The sequence below is a fragment of the Allobosea sp. NPDC055594 genome, assembly GCF_053618995.1.
This window is the reverse complement of record NZ_JBSHIO010000007.1, coordinates 41,819-65,100: the sequence shown is the minus strand read 5'-3', so window position 1 is coordinate 65,100 and position 23,282 is coordinate 41,819. Positions and strand designations below refer to the sequence as shown.

Sequence of the window (23,282 nt, the reverse complement as noted above, 5' to 3'; positions counted from 1 at the left end):
GCGCTCAGCCCGGCAGGGTCAGGACGCCGGCCGCCCCGTCCTCGGCGCCGAAGGCGAGCTTCTTGCCGAGCTTGTCCCAGGCGAAGGCGGTGATGCCGCTGCCGCGCTGCGCCGCGCGGACCAGCAGCTCCGAGCCGTCGACCAGGCGGATCATCAGGATGCAGCCATCATCATAGCCGACCGCGAGCACCAGCGCCTTGGGATGGAAGGCGACGCGGGTCACCTTGGCATGGCGGGCGCCGCATTCGCGCGGCGCCTTGCCGGTCGGCCCCTCGCCCTGGAAGGGCCAGACGATCGCCGCATCCGCCCCGCTCGAGGCCAGCCAAAGCCCGTCATGCGACCAGGACAGCGAGCGCGGCTTGGCCGGGTAGCCGGTCATGCGCATATGCGTCGGCTTGTCGCCGAGCCGCCAGCCATGCAGGGCATTCTCCTGCATAGAGGTGACGACGAAACGCCCGTCCGGCGACCAAGTGACGTCGAGATGCGAGCCCTTCCATTCCAGGAATTCCGGCTTCGCCTCGGTGTTCGGATACCAGAGCGAGACCCCGTTCATCTGGGCGATGGCGAGCCGGTAGCCCTTCGGCGCGAAGACCACGCCTTGCGGCGTCGAGGCGACGTCGAGCGACTTGACCTTGCCCTTGTCGTCGCGGGCATGGACCGAGCGGCCGACATTCCAGGCGATGCTGCCGGAATTCGACAGCGCCACCGCGTCGACCCAGCGCCGTTTCGGATCGGCGGCGATCTCCGTCGGCTCGCCTTCGGCGGCCGTCGCCACGATGCGGCCGTCGTCACCGCCGCTGATCAGGCGCTCGCCATCCGAGCAGGCGCTGAGGATGCCGCCGCGATGCGCGGCGACGCTCTCGACCGCGCCGTCGCGCCAGCGCAGCAGGCGCCCGTCGGCAAGCGCCAGCACCAGGGTCTGCTTCAGCCAGGCGACGGCGACGACATGCTCGCCGGCTTCGACGGGAACGACATGCTCGCGCAGCGAGACGGGTTTGCTGATGGTGTCCATGGTCGCGGTCTAGCAAAATCTCGGGCGAGAGGAACCATTATCCGAAGTAGATCAGCCAACCTCCGCCGTCATCCCGGACGGCCGCAGCTCGCTCCGGGATGACGCAAGATGGATGGCGCGTCGTGGCAGCGCTCAGGCCGCGCAGGCCAGAAAACCCTCGCGCAGCGCCTTCTCGTCGAGATCGCGGCCGATGAAGACCAGCCGCGACTGCCGCGCCTCGCCTTGCTTCCAGTCGCGCTGCAGATCGCCGTCGAGGATCATGTGCACGCCCTGGAAGACGAAGCGCCGCGGCTCGCCCTTGAAGGCGAGAATGCCCTTGGAGCGCAGGATGTTCGGACCCTGCGCCTGGCTGAGATCGTTGATCCACGGCATGAACTTGTCGGGGTCGACATCGCCGGGGATGGTGAAGGACATCGAGCGGACATCGTCCGCGTGGTGGTGATGATGCCCGGCCTCGAGGAAATCGGGCTCGATATCGAGGATGCGGTCGAGATCGAAGGCGTTGCGGTCGAGCAGATTCTCGATCGGCAGTTCGCAGCGCGTCGTCTTGTGCAGCTTGGCATAGGGGTTGATCGCGCGGATCGCGCTCTCGACCTCGGCCAGCTCCGCCTCGGTGACGAGATCGGTCTTGTTGAGGATGATGACGTCGGCGAAGGCGATCTGGTTCTTCGCCTCCGGCGCGTCCTTGAGGCGGTCCTTCAGCCATTTCGCATCGGTTACGGTCACGACCGCATCGAGCTTGGTGGCGTCTCCGACATCCTGATCGACGAAGAAGGTCTGGGCGACCGGCGCGGGATCGGCGAGGCCGGTGGTCTCGACGATGATCGCGTCGAACTTGCCCTTGCGCTTCATCAGCCCGTCGAGAATGCGGATCAGATCGCCGCGCACCGTGCAGCAGATACAACCATTGTTCATCTCGAACACTTCCTCGTCGGCCCCGACGACGAGGTCACCATCGATGCCGGCCTCGCCGAACTCGTTGACGATCACGGCGAATTTCTTGCCGTGGTCCTCGGTGAGGATGCGGTTGAGGAGCGTGGTCTTGCCGGCGCCGAGATAGCCGGTGAGCACCGTGACGGGAATTTTTTCGGACATGGGTCGATCCTGATTCACTTCGCGATTCGGTCGGGCGGCGGCCGGAGTCATGTCAACCACGCGTCATCCCGGAGCTGCGCTGCCTTGCAGCTTGTCCGGGATGACGCGTGGCTACTGTGAACTTGCCTCTCAGGCCGGGCCGGCGGCGAGCGCCTTTTCGATCTGGCTTATATTGTGTTTCATCATCGCGATGTAAGTCCCGGCCGGCCCATCGCTGCCCGAGAGCGCGTCCGAATAGAGCCGCCCGCCAATCCTGGCGCCGCTTTCGCGGGCGATCTGCTCGGCGAGGCGCGGATTGCTGATGTTCTCCAGGAACACCGCTGGCACCTTCTGCGCCTTCACCTGGCGGATGATCCGCCCGACATCGCGGGCGGAGGCCTCCGCTTCGGTCGAGACGCCCTGCGGCGCGACGAAGGCGATGCCATAGGCTTTGGCGAAATAGGCGAAGGCGTCATGCGAGGTGATCGCCTTGCGCCGGTCGGCCGGGATGCGGGCCACCGCTGCCTTGATTTCGGTTTCGAGCGCGTCGAGCTTCGCCAGATAGGCGGCGGCATTGGCCTCGTAGATCGCCTTGCCGGCCGGATCGGCGGCACTCAGCGCCTTCAGGATGTTGGCGACATAGACCTTGGCGTTCGAGACGCTCTGCCAGGCATGCGGATCCTCGCCGCCATGGCCATGACCGTGGCCGTCGTCCTGCATCTTCAGCGGCGTGACACCTTCCGTCGCCGTCGCCAGCTTCGCCTTGGTGCCGGAGGATTTGAGCAGCCGGGTCAGCCAGCCCTCGAATTTCAGCCCGTTGACGACAACGAGGCTGGCCGCAGCCATCGCCTTCGCATCGGCCGGGCTCGGCGAATAGACGTGGGCGTCGCCATCCGGCCCGACCAGCGTGGTCAGCGCGACGCGCTCGCCGCCGACCTCGCGGACGAAATCGGCGAGGATCGAGAAGCTGGCGACGACCGCGAGCTTGCCCTCCCCTGACTGCCCCTGGGCAAAAGCCGGGAGCGCCGGGCCGATTCCGGTCGCAAGACCGGAGAACAGGAAGAGACGGCGGTTCAGCATGACAGCTCTCGCGCTATATGAAACACTATAACATTACTAGCGCTGGAGATGGGCCCGAGGCAAGAGCCGTCGCGCCAAGCCGCCCTGCGAGCCGAACAGCAGCGAGCCGAGATAAAGCACTCCCGCGGCAAGGATCACCGCTGGCCCCGCCGGAAGATTACTGCCGGCGGCATAGGACGCCACCAGGCCGGCATAGCCGGAGAGCATGCCGAAGCCGCAGGCGGTGAGGATCAGCCGGGTGATGTCGGCGGTCCAGAAACGCGCCGCGGCGGCCGGCAGCATCATCAGGCCGACCGCGAGCAGGGTGCCCAGCGCGTGGAAGCCGGCGACGAGATTGAGCACGACGAGGCCAAGGAAGGTCAGGTGGACGAAACCGCCCGAGCGGCTGACCGAACGCAGGAAGCCGGGATCGACGCATTCCATCACCAGCGGCCGGTAGACCAGCGCCAAGGTCGCGAGCGTGATGCTGGCGACGGAGGCGAGCAGCAGCAGCACCTCGTCGTCGAGCGCCAGAACATTGCCGAACAGCACATGGAAGAGATCGACCGCCGAACCGCGCAGCGAGACCAGGGTGACGCCCAGCGCCAGCGAGATCAGGTAGAAGGCCGCGAGGGAAGCGTCCTCCTTCAGCACCGTCAGGCGCGCCACAGCCCCGGCGGCGAGCGCCACCGCGAATCCGGCCGCGAGCCCGCCCAGCGTCATCGCCGGCAGCGAGAAGCCGGCGACGAGATAGCCCAGCGCCGCGCCCGGCAGGATCGCATGGGCCATGGCATCGCCGGTCAGGCTCATCCGCCGCAGCATCAGGAAGACGCCGACCGGCGCCCCCGAGAGCGAGAGCGCGACGATGCCGACCAGGGCCCGGCGCATGAAGTCGAATTCGGCGAAGGGGCCGATCAGGAGGTCGTAGAGCACGAGCGTGGCTTCTCTCAGCCTATGGCAAATACAGCCCTCATCCCGAGGAGCGATCGCAGATCGCGTCTCGAAGGACGGTCCAGTGCGCGCTGGAGCATCCTTCGAGACGCCGCTATCGCGGCTCCTCAGGATGAGGGATTGAGGTTGTCTATTCCGGCATAAGCGGCGTCACGCCGCGCAGGCCGGCGCATGGCTGTCGAAGGCCTCGACCATGTGGCGCGCCTTGAGCAGATTGCCGGCGGTCAGCACCGCGCCGGTCTCGCCCCAGGCGACGGTCTCGCGCGCCAGCAGGAGCGTCTGCGGGAAGGCGCGCTTCACGGTCTCGATATCATGGAGGACGGCGACGACCGTGCGCTTCTCGCCATGCCAGCGCTGGACCAGCTCCAGCAGATCGGCGGTGGTGCGGGCATCGATCGCGGTGAAGGGCTCGTCGAGCAGGATCAGATCGGCATCCTGCAGCAGGAGGCGCGCGAACAGGGCGCGCTGCATCTGCCCGCCCGACAAGGTGCCGATGCTGCGACGCTCGAAGCCGGTCAGACCGACGGCCGCGATCGCCGCCTCGATCCGGCCACGCTGGCCGAGGCCGATCCGGCCGAACATGCCGGCGCTGTTCCAGAGCCCCATGGCGACAAGATCATAGACATGGATCGGGAAGGAACGGTCGAGCTCGGCCGATTGCGGCAGATAGGCGAGGCGCTGGCCCTTCTGCAGCGCGATCGCGCCGCCGAGCGGTGAGAGCGCCCCGGCGATACCCTTGAGCAGGGTCGACTTGCCGGCGCCATTGGGGCCGACGATCGCGGTCAGGCTGCCCTGCTCGATCTCGCCCGAGACATGATGCACGGCCGGATGCCGGTCATAGCCGAGCGTCAGATCGGTGAGGCGGATGGCGGGCATGACGGCGTTACTCTTCACGCGATGACGGCGAGCGTCGCCGCCCAGAGCACCATGATCGCAGCCAGCGCCAGGCCGAGCCGGCCCGCCGCCGACAGCCGCAGCAGCGACCAGCCGGGACTTTCCGAGACGGGATGGCGGTGGGAATGCGCATGGGCCATGCGGAACGATATAATGTTACGCTAGATTGATGGCAAGCGCGCCGGAGCCCCGCTCGCAATGCGTCGACAGGAACTCACGCGACGGGCTCGGCGGGCTCACGCACCGGCTCGACGGCCAGCGCAGCCGATGAGGCAAGCCAGGCCGCGACCGCACTGCGTCCCGTCGGCGTCAGCGCATACAGCCCGCGCTCGGCGCGCTCGAACCAGCCATAGACATTGCGATGCAGGATCTTCTGCACATCCGGGCAGGACGGCCTGAGATCGCGCGGCCGCTGCGGCGCCTCCGTCATCGCCGCGGCGCAGGCCAGCGCCTGCTGGCGATAGGCAGTCATGATCGGCTTGCGCGTGCTGCCGCCGGCAGCCGGGTCGCCCTTGCGGCGCCTGTGCTCGTCGACCAGCCGCGAGCGCCGGCGCGGGTCCTTGCGGGGCGTCGGTGCCACCGGGGAGACCAGCACCTCGACCTCGCCCGTCTTTCCGACACCGAGCAGGCCGAAGCCGAGGCGTCGGCAGAGATTACGGTAGCGGGGGTCGCTCTCGCGCCCCTTGCCCCTGGCGGAGAGCTGCGCGGCGAGCCAGATCTCGTCACCGGCGCTCATCCGGTCGACGCCCTGCAGGATCAGCTCGAGATTGAAGCTGAGCTTCAGCTCGCCGATCACCACCACCGGCGGATCCTCGCCATGGAGCGCGACGAGGTCGCAATTGCCGACCTCGCCCTTCACGCAATAGCCCAGCCCTTCGAGGAAGCGCTTGACCGGAAGATAGAGCGACGTTTCCACCAGAGCGCCTCCGGCCCGATCGATGGGCCGATATGCCCCAAGACGATATGCCCGCAGAGTGGTTTCCGGGAGGCAAACGCCGTGCGGCAGCGTCAACCCGGCAGGTACTGATACATCCAGGTCTCGGTCAGCACCTTGTCGCCGCCGCGCAGGAAGCAGCGCATCTCGACCGGATCGGTGCCCTCCACCGTCAGGTCGAACTGGGCCCGCCAATGACCGGGGACGTCGTTCGGCACCGCCTCGGCAAAGATGTAGGAGAAGCTGCCGCGCGAGCTGGAGAGCACGACCTCCGGCTTGACGCCGAAGGGGATCGTCTCCAGCGCCGGGCCCTTGAACTCGACCATGAACTTGCGCACGCCCTTCGGCCTCACCGTGCCCGGCTGGCCGCCATTGCCCATCCGCGTCGCGACGACGCGGCCGAGAGGCGAGGGGAAGGGCTCGTCGGCGAGCCAGTGCAGGCGATACTGGAAGCTGAAGGCGCTGCCGACCTTGGCCGGTGCCTGCGGCACCCACATCGCCACGATGTTGTCGTGGATCTCGTCATCGGTCGGGATCTCGATCAGCTGCACCGAGCCCTTGCCCCAATTGCCGATCGTCTCGATCCAGAGGCTCGGCCGGCGCTCATAGAATACGCCGTCCATGTAGTGGCCGAACTCGCGGTCGCGCTGCATGAGCCCAAAGCCACGCGGATTCTCGTCGACGAAGGCCGAGGCGATGGTGCGCGTGGGATTGTTGAGCGGCCGCCAGGCGCGCTCGCCGCTGCCGGTCCACAGCGCCAGCCCGTCGGAATCATGCACTTCCGGCCGCCAGTCGACGGCCGTCGCCTTGGCCTTCTCCGAATACCAATACATCGAGGTCAGCGGTGCGATGCCGAGGCGTTCGACATCCTTGCGCAGATGAAGCTCCTTCTCGATCTCCATCACCACGCCCTTGCCGCGATGCATCCGGAAGCGGAACGCCCCGGCGACGCTGGGGCCGGAGAGCAGAGCGTAGACCACGACCTGTTCGGCGGCGGCCGCAGGCGTCTCCAGCCAGATATGGGTGAAGTCCGGGAACTCCTCCGCCTTGCCGCCTACAGCCGGGTCGATGGCGAGGCCGCGCGCCGAGAGCCCGTACTGGTAGAGCTCGCCGATGGCGCGGAAATAGGAGGCACCGAGGAAGGCGACCCAGTCGTTCTTCTGCCAGTCGAGCTTCTCGCCCTTGCGGCCGGGATGGCCCGAGCGGCTTTCCTGGAAGCGGAAGCCGGCGAAACCGGCACCCGGCGGCAGCTGCTTGGCCGGGGAGTCGGCCGGCATCTCGAAATAGCTCTCGTCATAGACGATCTCGCGCGCCTTGCCGTCTTCGAGGACATGCATGCGGACCGGTTTCTGGAAATAGCGCCCGAGATGGAAGAAGGTCACCGGCCAGGGCGAGGGGCCGTTCGCCCAGAGCGCCAGCTCCGGCTTGAACCTGATCTTGCCATGGGCATCGTAGTCGATCTTCTCGAGCACGTCGGGCTTGGGATTGGGCGGCGCCTGATAGGGCTTGCCGGCGAGGTCGCGAGCCCGCGCCTTCAGCCCCTCGAAGCTGAACGCCTCGGCCTGGCCGAGCTTCAGCCCCTGCTGCGCCAGCGCCCCGGGCGCGAAGCCGAGCGCGGCCAGCACGGCCGTTCCAGCCGCCCCCGACAGGAGCAGGCGACGGTCGATCGAAGGCTGGTTCGGCTTCTGCGAAGGCATCGGGTAAGCGCTCCGTGACGGCGGCGTGGGACGGATGTGCAGATGGTGTTCCCCGGCTAGCCTGTCCAGCCGGTGAGGGCAATCTCCGCCTCATTCTGTCGGGAGCAGGGCGAAAATCGCGCCGCAAGCGGGCATTCCGCCACTTAGCCCTTTGGCCCGGCTTCCCTTTCCGGCGCCAAGCATCCTACAAATGCCGAAGCCCGGCTCTTGGAAGCGCGGGAACCGTTTCGGGAGGAACCATGAAGACGCTGTTCAGCGGCCGCAGCCTGGCCGGGATCGCCACCGCTTTCGCCATCGCCGTCGCGCCGGGCGCCGCACGCGCCCAGGAGTTCATCAACGTGCTGACCGGCGGCACCTCCGGCGTCTACTATCCGCTCGGTGTCGCCCTTTCGAAGATCTATGGCGAGAAGGTGCCGAATGTCCGCCCGACCGTGCAGGCGACCAAGGCCTCCGTCGAGAATCTGCAGCTGCTCCAGCAGGGCAAGGGCGAGATCGCCTTCACCCTCGGCGATTCCCTCGACGCCGCCTGGAAGGGCGACGAGGAGGCCGGCTTCAAGGCGCCGCTGAAGAAGCTGCGCGGCATCACCGCGATCTATCCGAACTACATCCAGATCGTCGCTTCGAAGGATAGCGGCATCAAGACGCTCGCCGATCTCAAGGGCAAGCGCCTCTCGGTCGGCGCGCCGAAATCCGGCACCGAGCTCAATGCCCGCGCCATCCTCGCCGCGGCCGGCCTGTCCTACAAGGATCTCGGCAAGGTCGAGTATCTGCCCTTCGCCGAATCCGTCGAGCTGATGAAGAACCGCCAGCTCGACGCCACGCTGCAATCGGCCGGCCTCGGCGTCGCCTCGCTGCGCGACCTCGCCACCTCGGTCGAGATCACCGTGGTCGAGGTGCCCGCCGCCGTGGTCGACAAGGCCGGCCCGCCCTTCGTCAAGGTCTCGATCCCGGCCAACACCTATACCGGCCAGACCGCCGCCGTCCCGGCCGCCGCCGTGGTCAACTACCTCGCCACCCATGAGGGCATGAAGGAGGAGACGGTCTACCAGATGACCAAGGCCATCTTCGAAAACCTGCCCGATCTTGCCGCCGCCCATGCGGCCGCGCGCTCGATCAAGCTCGAGAACGCGCTCGACGGCATGCCTCTGCCGCTGCATCCGGGCGCCGCGCGCTACTTCAAGGAAAAGGGCCTGAAGGTCGGCTCCTGAGCCACCTCAACGGCGATACGCCAGGCGAGGCCGGTCGAACCGGCCTCGCCTTTTTTAACCGACAGAAGCAGCAAGATCGCGCTGCGAGCGCGGCGATGACGGGGAACAGCCGATGAGCACGCAAGCCAGCAGGCCTTTGGCCGTCCCGGATATCGCCGGCTCTCCGCAGGCTGCACCCTACGATCCCGAGCACGGCCTGCCGGCGACCTTCGGCCAGGGCTGGAAGGGAAGGCTGCTGTTCTGGATCGCGGTCGCCTTCTCGGCCTTCCAGATCGTCACCGCCTTCGGCATTCCGCTCGACTTCCGGATCCTGCCCGCGATCGCCTGGCTGACGCCGATCCTCCTGATCCGGATCGCCTTCGTACTCTGGCTCGGCTGGATCCTGCTCGGCGCGGCCCGCGGCCGACCCAATCTCGAGGCGGTCCTCGCCTTCCTCACCCTGTTCGGCGCCTTCGAACTGGTGACGCTCTATACCGGCACTTTGCCGAACCAGGTGCTGCGCACGCTGCATGTCGGCTTCCTCAGCCTGACCGCCTGCGGCCTGCTCGCCAATGCCGACGAGACCTCGCCGCCGGCCCGGGCCTTCTGGTGGGCGGTCGGTGTGCTCGGCTTCGCCATCGGCCTCTATCATTGGTGGAACTACAACGAGCTGGTGAACCGCGCCGGCGAGCTGACCCATGCCGACATGGTGGTGGGCCTCGGTGCGCTCGTCGTTCTCTTCCTCCTGGTCTGGCGGGCGATGGGCATCGCTCTGCCGCTGGTCGCCGGCACCTTCCTGGCCTATTGCCTGTTCGGCAACTACCTGCCCGCGCCTTACGACCATCGCGGCTACAGCCTGGAGCAGGTGGTCGAGCAGATGGCCTTCGGCACCGAGGGCCTCTACGCCACGCCGACCGCGGTCTCCGCCACCTTCATCTTCCTGTTCATCCTGTTCGGCGCCTTCATGGAGCGGGCCGGCGTCATCGACTTCTTCAACGACATCTCGATGGCGGTGTTCGGCGGCAAGCAGGGCGGGCCGGGCAAGGTCTGCGTCGCATCCTCGGCGCTGATGGGCACGGTCTCGGGCTCCGGCGTCGCCAATGTCGTCGCCTCCGGCCAGTTCACCATTCCCCTGATGAAGCGTTCCGGCTTCAACGGCGCCTTCGCCGGCGGCGTCGAGGCGACCTCCTCGATGGGCGGGCAGATCATGCCGCCGGTGATGGGCGCCGTCGCCTTCATCATGGCCGAGACGATCGACGTGCCCTATTCGAAGATCGTCGAGGCCGCGATCATCCCGGCCCTGCTCTATTTCGCCGCCTGCTACTGGGCGGTGCATCTGGAAGCCGGCAAGCTCGGCCTCCATGGCCTGCCGAAAGCGCAGTTGCCGAGCGCGCGCGCCGAGATCCGCAAGAACTGGTATCTGATCGCCCCGCTCCTGGTGCTGGTCTATCTGCTCTTCGCCGGCTTCACCCCGCTCTTCGCCGGCGCGATCGGGCTCGCTCTGACGGTCGCGCTGATCCTCGCTCTGGCGATCTCGACCGGGCTCACCACACCCGCTTTGCGTATCGTCTTCTGGGTCGGCTTCGCGCTGATCTCGGCGGCTTCGATGGCGATCAGCATGGCGACCGTACTGATGGTCGTGCTCGCACTCGTGCTCTGGAACGTGCTGCGCGGCCGCTCCGGCCGCGAGGTCCTGGAATCCTGTGTCGCGGCGCTCGCCGACGGTGCCCGCCAGGCTCTGCCGGTCGGCCTCGCCTGCGCCCTGGTCGGCATCGTCATCGGCACCATGACCCTGACCGGCCTCGGCACCATCTTCGGCTCCTGGCTGATCGGCATCGGCAAGAACTCGATGTTCCTCGCCCTCGTCCTGACGATGATCTTCAGCCTGATCCTCGGCATGGGCATCCCGACCATCCCGAACTACATCATCACCTCCTCGCTGGCGGCGCCGATCCTGTTGCAGCTCGACGTGCCGCTGATCGTCAGCCACATGTTCGTCTTCTATTTCGGCATCATGGCCGACCTGACGCCGCCGGTGGCGCTCGCCGCCTTTGCGGCGGCGCCGATGGCCAAGGTCTCCGGCATGAAGATCGGCGTGCAGGCGGTGAAGATCGCCCTGCCCGGCTTCGTCGTGCCCTATATGGCGGTCTACGACCCGACCCTGATGCTTCAGCCGGTGGCTGGCCTCTCCGGCGCGAGCTACTGGCTCGCCGTCGCCTACATCGTGATCAAGGCGACGCTCGCCATGGTGCTCTGGGGCGCCGCCTTCGTCGGCTATTTCGTGCGGCCCCTGGCACTCTGGGAGCGCGTGGCCGCGGCCCTCGCCGCGGCCCTCCTCGTCGCCGCCCTGCCGATCACCGACGAGATCGGCTTCGCGCTCGCAGCCCTGCTCATCGGCTTCCATCTCTGGCGCGCCAAGGCAGTGGAAAAACCGGCGGCATGAGCATCTGCCTCGCCGCCGGCGCCCTGCTCGTGCCGCTCGGCGCCGGCGAGATCACCCTCGCCTGGCGCCATTCGGTCGAGAAGACGCTCTGGGAAGAACTCTGGCGCGAGAGCCCCGACGGGCTCGTCCTCGCCGAGGCGCGCGTGCAGGGCTCGGGCGCCGGCATGGATCCGCCGGAGGGGGCGAAGCTGGCCGACGGCTTCTGGCGCTGGCAGCCGAAATTGCCGGCGCTGCGCGAGGTCGTGATGCGCCGTTCCGGCGCCACGGCAGACTGGCGCGTCTGCGTCGGGAATTCCTGCCATGCAATGGCGGAGCTGATTCCGGCCGAAGCCGATCCGGTGGTGCTGAAGCCCTGTCCGTGACGGCTCAGTGGGGCGGGTGCAGGCGCTCGATCTTCACCACGCGGCGCATGAAGGCGACCATGCCATAGGCGGCAAAGCCCGAGAACAGCGCCATCAGCACATAGGCAACGATATGGCCGAGCTCGAACATGCCGGCGAGTGCCCAGCCCGAAGCCAGGGCGACCCCGAACAGCTCGACCCCGATCAGGATCGCCATCGAGATCACCAGGATCATGTTGCGCCAGTTGGTACGCCCTGCGGCCATGCTTCGATTCCTCGGACCCATGCGTAGACCGCCTAGCCTAGGCGGCGGCGGCATGCAACAAAATCGCGCCCGATCGGCAAATGGTCACCGCTACCCCGAATGAAAAGAGCCTGATGTCCGAGTCTCCCGTCTTCGCCAGCGCCGCGGTCGCCGCTCCCCATCATCTCGCTTCGGAAGCCGGCCGGGCGATCCTTGCCGAAGGCGGCAACGCCATCGAGGCCATGGTCGCCATGGCTGCGACGATCGCCGTCGTCTACCCGCATATGAACGCGATCGGCGGCGACGGCTTCTGGCTGGTGCACGAGCCCGGCGGCAAGGTCCACGCCATCGAGGCCTGCGGCGGCGCCGGCTCACTCGCCACGATCGAACGCTATCGCGAAAAGGGCTACGATACCCTGCCGTCCCGTGGCGCCGATGCAGCGATCACGGTCGCCGGCGCGATCGGTGGCTGGCAGGCGGCCCTGGCGCTCGCGCAAAGCCTCGGCGGTCGGATGCCGCTGAAGGATCTCCTGGCCGACGCCATCCGCCATTGCAGCGAGGGCTATGCCATCTCGGATTCCGAGCTGCGCACCTGGCCTCAGGAGATCGAGGCCGTGAAGGCAGCGCCCGGCTTCAGCGATTTCTTCTGGCCGGACGGCGAGCGACCCAAGGCCGGCGATCGGCGCAAGCCCCGGGCGCTCGGCGCAACCTTCGAGCAACTCGCCCATGCCGGGCTCGACGATTTCTACCGCGGCGATATCGGCCGCGAACTCGCCGACGACCTCGAACGCCTCGGCGCGCCGATCAGCCGTTCCGATATCGAGGCCTTCCGGGCGCGCGCGGTCCAGCCTCTGTCCCTGAAGCTGCCGGGGCTGACCGCCTACAACTTCCCGCCACCGACGCAGGGGCTGGCGGCATTGCTGATCCTCGGCATCTTCGAGAAGCTCGGCGTCGCCCGGGCCGAGAGTTTCGACCATCATCACGGGCTGGTCGAGGCGGTGAAGCGGGCGCTGGCACTGCGCGACCAGGTGATCACCGACCCCGCCTTCATGACCATCGATCCGGCGAGCCTGCTGAGCGAGGCCGTCCTCACCCGCGAGGCGCAGAAGATCGACCGCCGCCGCGCCGCGAGCTGGCCCTTCCGGCCCGGCGAGGGCGACACCGTCTGGATGGGCGCGATCGACGGCTCCGGCCTCGCCGTCTCCTACATCCAGTCGATCTACTGGGAGTACGGCTCGGGCTGCATCCTGCCAAAGACCGGCATCAACTGGCAGAATCGCGGCGTCTCCTTCTCGCTCGACGCCAAGGCGCTGAACCCGCTGGCGCCGGGCCGCAAGCCCTTCCACACGCTCAACCCGCCGCTGGCGCGCTTCGACGACGGCCGGATCGTCTCCTATGGCGCGATGGGCGGCGACGGCCAGCCGCAGTTCCAGGCCCAGATCCTGTCGCGCTACCGCTTCGGCCAGAGCGTCGCGGATGCCGTCGACGCGCCGCGCTGGCTCTTCGGCCGGACCTGGGGCGCCGGCTCGATCTCGCTCAAGCTCGAAAGCCGCTTCGACCCGATGCTGCTGGCCCGGCTGACCGCCGCCGGCCACCCGGTCGAGGAATACAGCGAAGCCTATTCCGACCAGTTCGGCCATGCCGGCCTGCTGGTCAAGCACCAGAAGGGTCATGTCGAGGCGACGCATGACCCGCGCTCCGACGGTGATGCCAGGGGGATCTGACACGCGATGATCGAGGACGATCCGTTCCGCTGTTTCGTGCCCTATCCGCCGGCGAAGGTGAGCCACGCCTCCTCCGGAGCGCTCTCGGGCCTGACCCTGGCGGTCAAGGACCTGTTCGACATCAAGGGCTATCCAACAGGAGCGGGCTCGCCGACCGTGCTGGCGCAGTCCGGCATCAAGACCAGGACGGCGCCGGTGGTGAAGGCGCTGCTCGATACCGGCGCCCGCTTCATCGGCAAGACCCATACCGACGAGCTCGCCTTCTCGCTCAACGGCAAGAACGCGCATTTCGGCGCGCCGGTGAATCCGGCGGCGCCCGATCGGATCACCGGCGGCTCCTCCTCGGGCTCGATGGCGGCGGTCGCCGGGCGGCTCGCCGACATCGCGCTCGGCTCCGATACCGGCGGCTCGGTGCGCGCGCCGGCGAGCTATGGCGGGCTGTTCGGCATCCGCCCGAGCCATGGCCGCCTCTCGCTGAAGCGGGCCTGGCCGCTGGCCGAGAGCTTCGACACCGCCGGCTTCTTCACTCGTGACGGCGAGACCTTCGCCCGCGTCGCCGAGGTCCTGTTCGGCAAGGACCGCGTGACCCTTCCGGAACGGCCGCGGCTGCTGCTCGCCGACGACCTCTTCGCCCAGGCGGTGCCGGAAGCCGAGCGGATCCTGCGCAACGCCGTGCAGCGCATCGTGCCGCTGCTCGGCCAGCCGCAGAGCGTCCGCGCCGTGCGCGACATGGACGCGCTCTACTGGGCCTTTCGCTGGCTCCAGGGCCGCGAGGCCTGGGAAGCGGACGGGCCGATGATCGAGCGCTTCGCCCCGCCGCTCGGCCCCGGTGTCGCCGAGCGTTTCGCCTTCGGCCGCTCGGTCAGCGACGCCGAGGTCGCGCGCGGCGAGACCGTCCGTCGCGACTTCCGCGCCAGGCTCGCCAAGCTGCTCGGCCAGGACGGCGTGCTGCTGCTGCCGACCGTGCCGGACATCGCGCCTCTGGTCAGCGCCGGCGAGAGCGAGCTCGATGATTTCCGCAACCGGGCCCTGCGCCTGCTCTGCCTTGCGGGGCTTTCGGGTTTCCCGCAGATTTCGATTCCGGTGGCCCATCGCGACGATGCCCCGCTCGGGCTTTCGGTGATCGGGCCGAAGGGCTCGGACAAGTCGCTCACCGCCTTCGCGGTCAGGGTCGAGCGGGCGGCGAGGATCAGGCTGGCCTAGCGATCAGCCGGGCATGAGGAGGAGGCGGCGATGAGCGGCCACGACCACCATCATCACCACGATCATGACCACGACCACGACAACCACTTCACGCCGATCGAGGCGCGGGTGAAGGCGCTGGAATCGCTGCTGGTCGAGAAGGGCTATGTCGACCCGGCCGCGCTCGACGCCATCGTCGAGACCTATGAGACCAGGGTCGGCCCACGCAACGGCGCCCGCGTCGTGGCGAAGGCCTGGAGCGACCCGGCCTATGCGGAGCGGCTGAAGCAGGACGGCACCGCCGCCGTGGCGGAGCTCGGCTATGGCGGGCGCGGCGGCGAACACATCGTCGCCTGCTTCAACACGCCGGAAGAGCACAACCTGATCGTCTGCACGCTCTGCTCCTGCTATCCTTGGCCGGTGCTCGGCCTGCCGCCGGTCTGGTACAAATCCCCGCCCTACCGCGCCAAGGCGGTGATCGACCCGCGCGGCACCCTCGCGGATTTCGGCGTCACCCTGCCCGAGGCCCGGCGCATCCGCGTCTGGGATTCGACCGCCGAGACCCGCTTCATCGTCATCCCGATGCGCCCGGAGGGCACCGAGGGCTGGTCCGAGGACGAGCTGGCGGAGATCGTCACGCGCGATTCGATGATCGGCGTCGGCCTGCCCAGCGCGGTTTCGGCGCGAAAGTAAGCGGTCCTGCGTCCGAAGTGCGCCATGCCGAACTGACTTGGGAGGATACGCCATGAACAGCGCCCATGATCTCGGCGGCCATATGGGCTTTGGCCCTGTGGTTCCGGAGGAGAACGAGCCGATCTTCCATGCCGATTGGGAAAAGAAGGTCCTCGCCATCAATGTCGCGGCCGGCGCGATGGGAGCCTGGACGATCGACGGCATCCGCCATGCCCGCGAGAGCCTGCCGCCGGCGCAGTATCTGTCGTCGAGCTACTACCAGATCTGGCTGGCGGCGCTCGACAAGGTCCTGGTCGGGCACGGTTTCCTGAGCGAGGAGGAGCTGAAATCAGGCATCCCCGCCAGCGCACGCCGGGAACCCAAGCGCGTGCTCAAGGGCGAGGAGGTGCCCGCCGTGCTGCGCCGCGGCTTCCCCTATGAGCGCGAGGCCGCCGCGCCGGCGCGCTTCAAGGTCGGCGACGCCGTCTGTACCATCGTCATGCATCCGCAGCACCATACCCGCCTGCCGCGCTATGCCCGTGGCAAGCAGGGCGTGATCGAGCGCATCACCGGCTGCCATGTCTTCCCGGACACCGGCGCCCATGGCGCGCCGGAGACGGCGCAATGGCTCTATACCGTGGTCTTCACCGGCCCCGAGCTCTGGGGGCGCGACGCCGACCCGGCCTCCAGCGTCAGCATCGAAGCCTGGGAGAGCTATCTTGAGCCGGCCTGATACCGCCCTCGCCGAGGCGCTCACCGCCAATACCCCGATCCCGCGCGACGCCGAAGGTCCGGTCTTCGCCGAACCCTGGCAGGCACAGGCCTTCGCTCTGGTCGTCGCCCTGCAGAACCGCGGCGTCTTCAGCGCCGATGAATGGGCGCAGGCGCTCGGCGCCGAAATCCGCGAGGCGCTCGCCGCCGGCGGCTGTCGCGACGGCTCGGATTATTACGAACGCTGGTGCGAGGCGCTCGAGCATCTGCTGATCGTGAAGGGCCTGACGAGCCATGAGGGCGTCGACGCCCGCAGCGCCGCCTGGGAACGGGCCGCAGAGGCGACGCCGCATGGCAAGCCGATCCTGCTGGAGAACGACCCGCAACGCTGATGCCCCGGCCGGGCTCCTTCGCCGTCACGACACTGTATCTCCGGCCGGGCACAAGGCCGGAACTTCGCAGAACCGCTTCGCGCGACGAAGCGAAAACGGGAGGGACGCAGCATGAAGACGGTTCTCACCGGCCTGACCGCCCTGGCCGCGGCGGCTCTGTCCCTTCCGGCTGCGAGTCCGCCGGCCCATGCCGCCGACCCGGCGCTCAACACGCTGATCCCGAAGCTGACGCGCGGCACGCAGTGGACGCAGAAGTCGGCGGTCGCGCTGCAGTTCCCGACGCACCACCCCCAGGGCATGGTCAAGATCGGCGACGCTTTCTTCATCTCCTCGGTCGAGATCAAAAAGCCGACGACCCGCTATCCCACCCTGCAGGACGGCTATGACCGCGACACCGGCGAGGGCACCGGCCATCTCTTCAAGGTCGATGCGCAGGGCAAGCTTCTCGGCAGCGTCACCCTCGGCGAAGGCTCGGTCTACCACCCCGGCGGCATCGACTTCGACGGCAAGGACATCTGGGTCCCGGTCGCAGAATACCGGCCGAACAGCCAGTCGATCGTCTACAGGGTCGATCCCGAGACGCTGAAGGCGACCGAGGTTTTCCGTTTCAAGGACCATGTCGGCGGCATCGTCCACAATACAGACGACAAGTCGCTGCACGGCGTCAGCTGGGGCTCGCGCCGCTTCTACAAATGGCCGCTCGACGGCGAGGGCAGGGTAACCAATGCGGCGACGGCGCCCGAAGCGCTGCGCGTCGCCAATCCCGCGCTCTACATCGACTATCAGGACTGCCACTATATCGGCATGAGCCGGATGCTCTGCTCGGGCCTCAACGCCTACCGAACGACGAAGGACGGCCCGGTGTTCCGTCTCGGCGGGCTCGAGATCGTCGACCTCAAGGACAACAGGCCGGTCTATCAGGTGCCGGTCGAGCTCTGGTCGCCGACCTCAGGGCTGCCGATGACGCAGAACCCGTTCTGGGTCGAGCCCACGGCCGAAGGCGTGCGCGCCTATTTCATGCCGGACGACGACAGGTCGACCCTGTTCACCTTCGAGGCGGCGGTGAAGTAGGTCTGATTCACGGCACCTGCCTCGTCATGCTCGGGCTTGTCCCGACCATCCGCGTCTTCCCTCACCACGCGGCGTTCGAGACGTGGATGCCGCCGCACGGGCGAGCATGACGGTGTGATCAGCTGCCCTGCCCGGCCGCCCAGAGGCCGAAGAGCAGGGCAGCGCCGAGCACGGCGACGAAGGCGGCCGCCAGCACTTCGAGTCCGGCGATGATGCGCACGCCCGTGAGCGAGCCGCCGCCGGCGAGGCGCAGCGCCGCGAATTTGAAGAACACCGCAAGCGCGGCCAGTGCTCCGGTGGTCAGCGCGGTGCCGAGCGCCATGGCGAAGGTCGCGGCGATGCCGGCCCAGAGCAGGCCCTGCGCATTGGCGAAGACCAGGATGATCAGCGCCCCAGCGCAAGGCCGCAGCCCCGCCGCGAAGACAACGCCAGCCATCTCGCGCCAGGAGCGCAGGCGCGAGATCTCGTCGGGACCGGGCATGTGGACATGGTCGCAGGAGGCCGGGTCATGCGCCGCGCCGCCGCCGAGCGCGACGAAGCTGCCGGCCTTGCGCCAGAGCACGTAGAGCCCGACCAGCGCCACCAGCGCGAAGCTGCCGAGCTCGATCACCCGTGTCGTCGCGGCCATGGTCTTCGCCGTCGCATTCAGCGCGAGGGTAAGGGTCCCGACCAGCCCGATCGCGACCAGCGCCTGGACGAGCGCCGCCGCGAAGCTGAGCCCGAGCCCGCGCCTCAGGCTGCGGTTATCGGCGACGATATAGCCCGAGATCACCGCCTTGCCGTGGCCGGGGCCGGCCGCGTGGAAAACGCCGTAGCCGAAGGCCAGGCCGAGCAGCGCCGGCAGCGCGGCCGGCGACCCTGCGATCGCCTTCAGCGTCGCCGTCAGCTCGCGATAGAAGCTCGACTGCCAGGCGAGGATGACCGCGCCGAGGCCAGAGGTCGCCGGCAGTGCCTCGCGCGGCAGCGCCGTACCGAAGGGGTTGCGCGGCGGCGGGGGTGGCGGCGGGAAATAGAGGCTGAGCAGCCAGGCGACCAGCCCGAGCGCGCCCGCTACCAGGGCGAGCGCCAGCACGGCGACGAACAGCCGACGCGGCAAGGCCGAAAGGCCCGGCGCGGCATCGACGCTCAGGGACATGCCACCAAGGCGCGTGTCGTGACCACATAGGCGCTCATGTCGGGCGTCGCGGTGATGTCTTCCTGGGCCAGGCGCTGCTGCGTCGCCGTATCGAGCTTGGGCGGGCGCATCACCCGCACGACGCAGCCCTTCGGGGCATCGCGCGTCGTCACCGCATCGGCCTCCGCGCCGACCTCGAAGGCGACGAAATAGGTGGGGTCACCGATCTCGATGCCGAAGGAGCGATTGGCGGCGGCCGGCGTCTTGAGCGGCAGGGTGAAACTCAGGGTCAGCACCTTGTTCTCGTAGACCAGGCCTTCGTCACGCGGTGTGCCGAAGGCCTGCGTCTTGCCGTTCGCCTTGGCGGCGGTGAAGAAATCGACATCCGGCAGCGATTCGATATTGACCTTGGCGAGCTCGGCCAGCTCGTCCGGCGTCAGCTTGCCGTCGCCATTCTTGTCGAGCCCCTGGACCATATAGGCCGAGTAAGCCTCGTCGAAGCTCCAGCGATGGCGCAGCGCCTGCACCATGCCGTCGGGCGCATAGATGATCTCGGTGCGCGAGGTCACGAAGACATGCGGATGCGCCGCAGCCGGCGGAACGAGGCCGAGCCAGGCAATGACGGCGCAGAGCGCGAGCGATCCGGTCTGGCGACGCGGCACGGTGGCATGTCCTCGAATCTGCGACGGAATCGGCAATCCATGCTAGCAAACGCACGCACTTCGCGCCTAGCCCGCAATCGGCTGCGAGGCCTGCCCAGCCTTCCCCCGCAAAGGCGGCCAAATCGCGGCACTGACGGCGCAGTCTGGCATTGGACCAAACTGATTTGACGGCACCCGCGCAGTATGACAGCAATACTGACATAATAACGGGTTGGAGGCCGGCGATACCGTCCCCATAATCCCTGCGGGGTTCGATCTTCGGGAGGTCGCTCATGGCCGAGGCGCAGCAGGACTCCGGGACCGGTGCGCTCCGCGCCGTCTCCCTCGACGACAAATACGACCTCTCGAAGCAGCAGATCTTCCTGACCGGCTCGCAGGCCATCGCCCGCATGCTGCTGGTCCAGCGCGAGCGCGACCGGCGCGCCGGGCTGAACACCGCGGGTTTCGTCTCCGGCTATCGCGGCTCCCCGCTCGGCGGGCTCGACCAGCAGCTCGCCCGCGCCGGCAAGCAGCTCAAGGCGGCCGACATCGTCTTCCAGCCCGGGCTCAACGAGGACCTCGCAGCGACCGCGATCTGGGGCACGCAGCAGGCCGAGCTCTCCGGCGAGGGCAAGCATGACGGCGTCTTCGCGCTCTGGTACGGCAAGGGCCCGGGCGTCGACCGCAGCGGCGACGTCTTCCGCCATGCCAACATGGCCGGAACCTCGCGCCATGGCGGCGTGATCTGCCTGCTCGGCGACGACCACACCGCCGAATCCTCGACCAACGCCCATCAGACCGAGTTCGTCCTGGTCGACCGGATGATGCCGATCCTCAACCCGGCCGGCGTCCAGGAGATCATGGACTACGCCCTGCACGGCTTCGCGCTCTCGCGCTTCGCCTCGGTCTGGGTCGGCATCAAATGCGTCAAGGACAACATCGAATCGACCGCCTCGGTCGACGGCTCGGTTGAGCGCGTCCAGATCGCGCTGCCCGATGATTACGTCATGCCGCCGGGCGGGCTCGGCATCAGGCGCGAACTCGACTTCCTCGACCAGGAGAAGCGGCTTCACGTCCACAAGCGCGAGGCGATCCTCGCCTATCTGCGCGCCAACAGGCTCAACCAGACCATCCTCTCCGGCGGGCAGGCGCCGCGCATCGGCATCATCACCGTCGGCAAATCCTATCTCGATGTCCGCCAGGCGCTGGAGGAACTCGGCCTCGACGAGGTCAGGGCCAATGATCTCGGCATCCGCCTGTTCAAGGTTGCCTGCCCCTGGCCGCTCGATCCGGCCGAGCTCAAGGCGTTCGCTGCCGGGCTCGACCTCGTCATGGTGGTCGAGGAGAAACGCTCGCTGATCGAGGTCCAGCTGCGCGAGGAGCTTTACGGCTCGGCGCACCAGCCCATGGTGATCGGCAAGAAGGACGAGAAAGGCGACTGGCTCTTCCCGGTCCATGGCGCGCTCGACCCCAATGACGTCGCGATCGCGCTCGGCGCCCGCCTGCTGCAATACCGCGACGATCCGGCGTTGCGCGCCCGGCTGGAGGTGATCGCCACCGCCCAGGGCCGACTCGCCGAGGCGATCGAACTGGCGAAGCGCACGCCCTATTTCTGCTCCGGCTGCCCGCACAACACCTCGACCGTGGTGCCCGAGGGGGCGCGTGCCTCGGCCGGGATCGGCTGTCATTTCATGGCGCTCTGGATGGATCGCGATACTGCCGGCTTCACCCAGATGGGCGGCGAGGGCGCGAGCTGGATCGGCGAGGCGCCGTTCTCGAAGCGCGGCCACATCTTCCAGAATCTCGGCGACGGCACCTACACCCATTCCGGTTCGCTCGCGATCCGCTGGGCCGTCGCCTCGGGCGTCAACATCACCTACAAGCTGCTCTACAACGACGCCGTCGCGATGACCGGCGGCCAGCAGGCCGAAGGCCATCTTTCGCCCGACCAGATGGCCCGCCAGGTCGCGGCCGAAGGCGTCGCCCGCATCGCCGTCGTCTCGGACGAGCCGACGAAATACCCGCCGGGAACGCTCTGGCCGCCCGGCACGACGCTGCACCATCGCGAGGATCTCGACGCCGTCCAGCGCGAGCTCGCCGCGACGTCCGGCGTCACGCTGCTGCTCTACGACCAGACCTGCGCTACCGAGAAGCGCCGGCGCCGCAAACGCGGCGCCTATCCCGACCCGGACAAGCGCGTCATCGTCAACGAGCTGGTCTGCGAGGGCTGCGGCGATTGCGGCGTGCAGTCGAACTGCGTCTCGGTACAGCCGCTCGAGACCGAATTCGGCCGCAAGCGCCAGATCGACCAGTCGAACTGCAACAAGGATTTCTCCTGCGTGAAGGGCTTCTGCCCCTCCTTCGTCACCGTGCATGGCGCCCGGCCGAAGAAGGCGGAGCCGCGCGCAGTGGGCGCCTCGGCGCTCGGCGCCGGCGATCTGCCCGAGCCCAAGGTGCCGGCGCTCGATCGCAATTTCGCGATCGTTGTCACCGGGGTTGGCGGCACCGGCGTCGTCACCATCGGCGCGATCCTCGGCATGGCGGCGCATCTCGAAGGCAAGGGCTGCGGCATGATCGACATGGCCGGCCTTGCCCAGAAGGGCGGCGCCGTCTTCAGCCATGTCCGGCTCGCCCCGACGCCGGACGAGATCCACGCGATCCGCGTCGCCGCCGGCCAGGCCGACCTCGTGCTCGGCTGCGACCTCACCGTCACCGGCTCGAAGAAGGTCTTGGGCGCGATCCGCCCGGGCTCGACGGTGGTGGTCAACACCGCCGAGAGCCTGCCGGGCGACTTCACCCGCAATGCCGATTTCTCGCTGCCGACCGAGCGTCTGAAACGGGCGATCCTGTCAGCGTCGGGCCGCGAGCATACCCATCTCGTCGATGCGACCGCCGCGGCCGTCGCCTTCCTCGGCAATGCCATCGCCGCCAACATGTTCATGCTCGGCTATGCCTGGCAGCATGGCGGGGTGCCGCTCTCGCGCGCATCGCTCCTGCAGGCGATCGCGCTCAACGGCGAGGCCGTGGCGATGAACCAGCAGGCTTTCGAGCTCGGCCGCCGTGCCGCGCACGAGCCGGCCGCCCTCCTCGCCGCGCTCGCAGAGGCGAAGGCCCCGACGCAGGCGCGCCAGCTCTCGCAGACGCTGGACGAGATCATCGCCCGCCGCGTCGACTTCCTCACCGGCTACCAGGACGCAGCCTATGCGGCGCGCTATCGCGACCTCGTCGAGAAGGTCTGTGTCAGGGAGTCGGGCATCCTGCCCGGCCAGGGCGCATTGGCCGAAAGCGTCGCGCGCAATCTCTTCAAGCTGATGGCCTACAAGGACGAATATGAGGTCGCGCGCCTCTATAGCGACGGCGCCTTCCGCAGGCAGCTCGCCGCGACCTTCGAGCCCGACAGCGCCTCCGGCGAGAAGCTGCGCCTCGAATTCCATCTCGCCCCGCCGCTTCTCGCCAAGGCCGATCCGAACACCGGCCTGCCGCGCAAGCTGAGCTTCGGCCCCTGGATGATGGGCGCCTTCGGCCTGCTTTCGAAGCTGAAGGGCCTGCGCGGCACCGCCTTCGACATCTTCGGCTACACGCAGGAGCGCAAGACCGAGCGAAAGCTGGTCGCGGATTACGAGGCGCTTCTGAGCGAGATTCTGACCAAGCTGGCGCCAGAGAACCATGCGCTCTGCGTCGCTCTCGCCGCGATCCCGGAGAAGATCCGCGGCTTCGGTCATGTCAAGGAACGCCATCTGAAGCAGGCCAAGGCCGAAGAAGCCGAGTTGCTGGTGCGCCTGCGCGACGGTTCGGAGGCGGCGCTCGCCATGCCGAAGGCCGCCGAATAGACTTGGTCACCCGCCCCTTGTTCCACTCCTCCGGCCGGCACATCCGCTTGAGTTTGCCTGCTGGCTCGCCGCATACTCAGCCTCAGGCGGGCCGCGAGGCCCGCACCCT

General features: G+C 68.0%; 21 protein-coding genes. 10 read left to right on the top strand and 11 right to left on the bottom strand.

Annotation, left to right across the window (positions count from 1 at the left end; translation table 11 throughout):
• Window positions 1-4 precede the first annotated feature (4 nt).
• The 8 genes from ACWGRX_RS15545 to ACWGRX_RS15510 all read right to left on the bottom strand — a co-directional run bounded on the left by ACWGRX_RS15545 (window position 5) and on the right by ACWGRX_RS15510 (window position 7,621).
• Window positions 5-1,012, bottom strand: coding sequence for a WD40 repeat domain-containing protein (locus ACWGRX_RS15545; RefSeq protein ID WP_452118272.1), 1,008 nt, complete (start codon window positions 1,010-1,012; stop codon window positions 5-7).
• A gap of 132 nt (window positions 1,013-1,144) precedes the next feature.
• Entirely contained in the window at window positions 1,145-2,107 is a 963-nt protein-coding gene (locus ACWGRX_RS15540) for a CobW family GTP-binding protein (RefSeq protein ID WP_291645901.1), read from the bottom strand.
• 129 nt (window positions 2,108-2,236) lie between these two features.
• The gene (locus tag ACWGRX_RS15535; protein ID WP_452118271.1) at window positions 2,237-3,166 is read right to left on the bottom strand and encodes a metal ABC transporter substrate-binding protein; all 930 of its coding nucleotides are present in this window, start codon (window positions 3,164-3,166) and stop codon (window positions 2,237-2,239) included.
• 36 nt (window positions 3,167-3,202) lie between these two features.
• A complete protein-coding gene (locus ACWGRX_RS15530) occupies window positions 3,203-4,033 on the bottom strand; it encodes a metal ABC transporter permease (protein WP_452118472.1) in 831 nt (276 codons plus the stop codon).
• Between the two features lie 213 nt (window positions 4,034-4,246).
• Window positions 4,247-4,972 carry a zinc ABC transporter ATP-binding protein AztA gene (gene aztA, locus ACWGRX_RS15525; protein WP_452118270.1) on the bottom strand — a complete coding sequence of 242 codons (726 nt, stop codon included), beginning with the start codon at window positions 4,970-4,972 and terminating at the stop codon, window positions 4,247-4,249.
• A gap of 14 nt (window positions 4,973-4,986) precedes the next feature.
• Complete coding sequence (locus tag ACWGRX_RS15520) at window positions 4,987-5,130, bottom strand: hypothetical protein (RefSeq protein ID WP_291635584.1); 144 nt, start codon at window positions 5,128-5,130, stop codon at window positions 4,987-4,989.
• A 74-nt stretch (window positions 5,131-5,204) separates the two neighbouring features.
• On the bottom strand, window positions 5,205-5,906 hold the full coding sequence (locus tag ACWGRX_RS15515; protein ID WP_452118269.1) for a DUF2161 domain-containing phosphodiesterase: 702 nt from the start codon (window positions 5,904-5,906) through the stop codon (window positions 5,205-5,207).
• Between the two features lie 92 nt (window positions 5,907-5,998).
• Window positions 5,999-7,621 carry an OpgD/OpgG family glucan biosynthesis protein gene (locus ACWGRX_RS15510; RefSeq protein WP_452118268.1) on the bottom strand — a complete coding sequence of 541 codons (1,623 nt, stop codon included), beginning with the start codon at window positions 7,619-7,621 and terminating at the stop codon, window positions 5,999-6,001.
• A 239-nt stretch (window positions 7,622-7,860) separates the two neighbouring features.
• Here ACWGRX_RS15510 and ACWGRX_RS15505 point away from each other — a divergent pair, with 239 nt between their 5' ends.
• The 3 genes from ACWGRX_RS15505 to ACWGRX_RS15495 all read left to right on the top strand — a co-directional run bounded on the left by ACWGRX_RS15505 (window position 7,861) and on the right by ACWGRX_RS15495 (window position 11,613).
• Entirely contained in the window at window positions 7,861-8,829 is a 969-nt protein-coding gene (locus ACWGRX_RS15505) for a TAXI family TRAP transporter solute-binding subunit (protein WP_291645895.1), read from the top strand.
• Between the two features lie 112 nt (window positions 8,830-8,941).
• Window positions 8,942-11,251 carry a TRAP transporter permease gene (locus ACWGRX_RS15500; RefSeq protein ID WP_452118267.1) on the top strand — a complete coding sequence of 770 codons (2,310 nt, stop codon included), beginning with the start codon at window positions 8,942-8,944 and terminating at the stop codon, window positions 11,249-11,251.
• Entirely contained in the window at window positions 11,248-11,613 is a 366-nt protein-coding gene (locus ACWGRX_RS15495; RefSeq protein WP_452118266.1) for a DUF1850 domain-containing protein, read from the top strand. Before ACWGRX_RS15500 ends, ACWGRX_RS15495 begins: the two co-directional genes overlap by 4 nt.
• Before the next feature lie 4 nt (window positions 11,614-11,617).
• On the opposite strand, the gene ACWGRX_RS15490 is transcribed toward ACWGRX_RS15495, so the two are convergent.
• The gene (locus ACWGRX_RS15490) at window positions 11,618-11,857 is read right to left on the bottom strand and encodes a hypothetical protein (RefSeq protein ID WP_291635570.1); all 240 of its coding nucleotides are present in this window, start codon (window positions 11,855-11,857) and stop codon (window positions 11,618-11,620) included.
• 113 nt (window positions 11,858-11,970) lie between these two features.
• Between ACWGRX_RS15490 and ACWGRX_RS15485 the strand changes: the two genes are divergently transcribed.
• From ACWGRX_RS15485 to ACWGRX_RS15460, 6 genes are all read left to right on the top strand, one after another.
• Window positions 11,971-13,560: a gamma-glutamyltransferase family protein gene (locus ACWGRX_RS15485; RefSeq protein ID WP_452118265.1), complete on the top strand. Its 1,590-nt coding sequence runs from the start codon at window positions 11,971-11,973 to the stop codon at window positions 13,558-13,560.
• Between the two features lie 6 nt (window positions 13,561-13,566).
• Entirely contained in the window at window positions 13,567-14,763 is a 1,197-nt protein-coding gene (locus ACWGRX_RS15480) for an amidase (protein WP_452118264.1), read from the top strand.
• Between the two features lie 30 nt (window positions 14,764-14,793).
• Window positions 14,794-15,435 (top strand): nitrile hydratase subunit alpha, encoded by a 642-nt coding sequence (gene nthA, locus ACWGRX_RS15475; protein ID WP_452118263.1) that lies wholly within the window; start codon window positions 14,794-14,796, stop codon window positions 15,433-15,435.
• Window positions 15,436-15,487: 52 nt separating this feature from the next.
• Window positions 15,488-16,147: a nitrile hydratase subunit beta gene (gene nthB / locus ACWGRX_RS15470; protein ID WP_452118262.1), complete on the top strand. Its 660-nt coding sequence runs from the start codon at window positions 15,488-15,490 to the stop codon at window positions 16,145-16,147.
• Window positions 16,134-16,517, top strand: a complete 384-nt coding sequence (locus ACWGRX_RS15465; RefSeq protein ID WP_452118261.1) for a nitrile hydratase accessory protein — start codon at window positions 16,134-16,136, stop codon at window positions 16,515-16,517. The genes nthB and ACWGRX_RS15465 overlap by 14 nt, the downstream gene beginning before the upstream one ends.
• Window positions 16,518-16,628: 111 nt before the next feature.
• Complete coding sequence (locus tag ACWGRX_RS15460) at window positions 16,629-17,588, top strand: DUF6454 family protein (protein ID WP_452118260.1); 960 nt, start codon at window positions 16,629-16,631, stop codon at window positions 17,586-17,588.
• A 118-nt stretch (window positions 17,589-17,706) separates the two neighbouring features.
• On the opposite strand, the gene ACWGRX_RS15455 is transcribed toward ACWGRX_RS15460, so the two are convergent.
• Window positions 17,707-18,723, bottom strand: coding sequence for a nickel/cobalt transporter (locus ACWGRX_RS15455; RefSeq protein ID WP_452118259.1), 1,017 nt, complete (start codon window positions 18,721-18,723; stop codon window positions 17,707-17,709).
• Window positions 18,714-19,364, bottom strand: coding sequence for a DUF1007 family protein (locus ACWGRX_RS15450; RefSeq protein WP_291645885.1), 651 nt, complete (start codon window positions 19,362-19,364; stop codon window positions 18,714-18,716). Before ACWGRX_RS15450 ends, ACWGRX_RS15455 begins: the two co-directional genes overlap by 10 nt.
• A gap of 272 nt (window positions 19,365-19,636) precedes the next feature.
• Between ACWGRX_RS15450 and ACWGRX_RS15445 the strand changes: the two genes are divergently transcribed.
• The gene (locus tag ACWGRX_RS15445) at window positions 19,637-23,173 is read left to right on the top strand and encodes an indolepyruvate ferredoxin oxidoreductase family protein (protein WP_452118258.1); all 3,537 of its coding nucleotides are present in this window, start codon (window positions 19,637-19,639) and stop codon (window positions 23,171-23,173) included.
• Window positions 23,174-23,282: the final 109 nt, after the last annotated feature.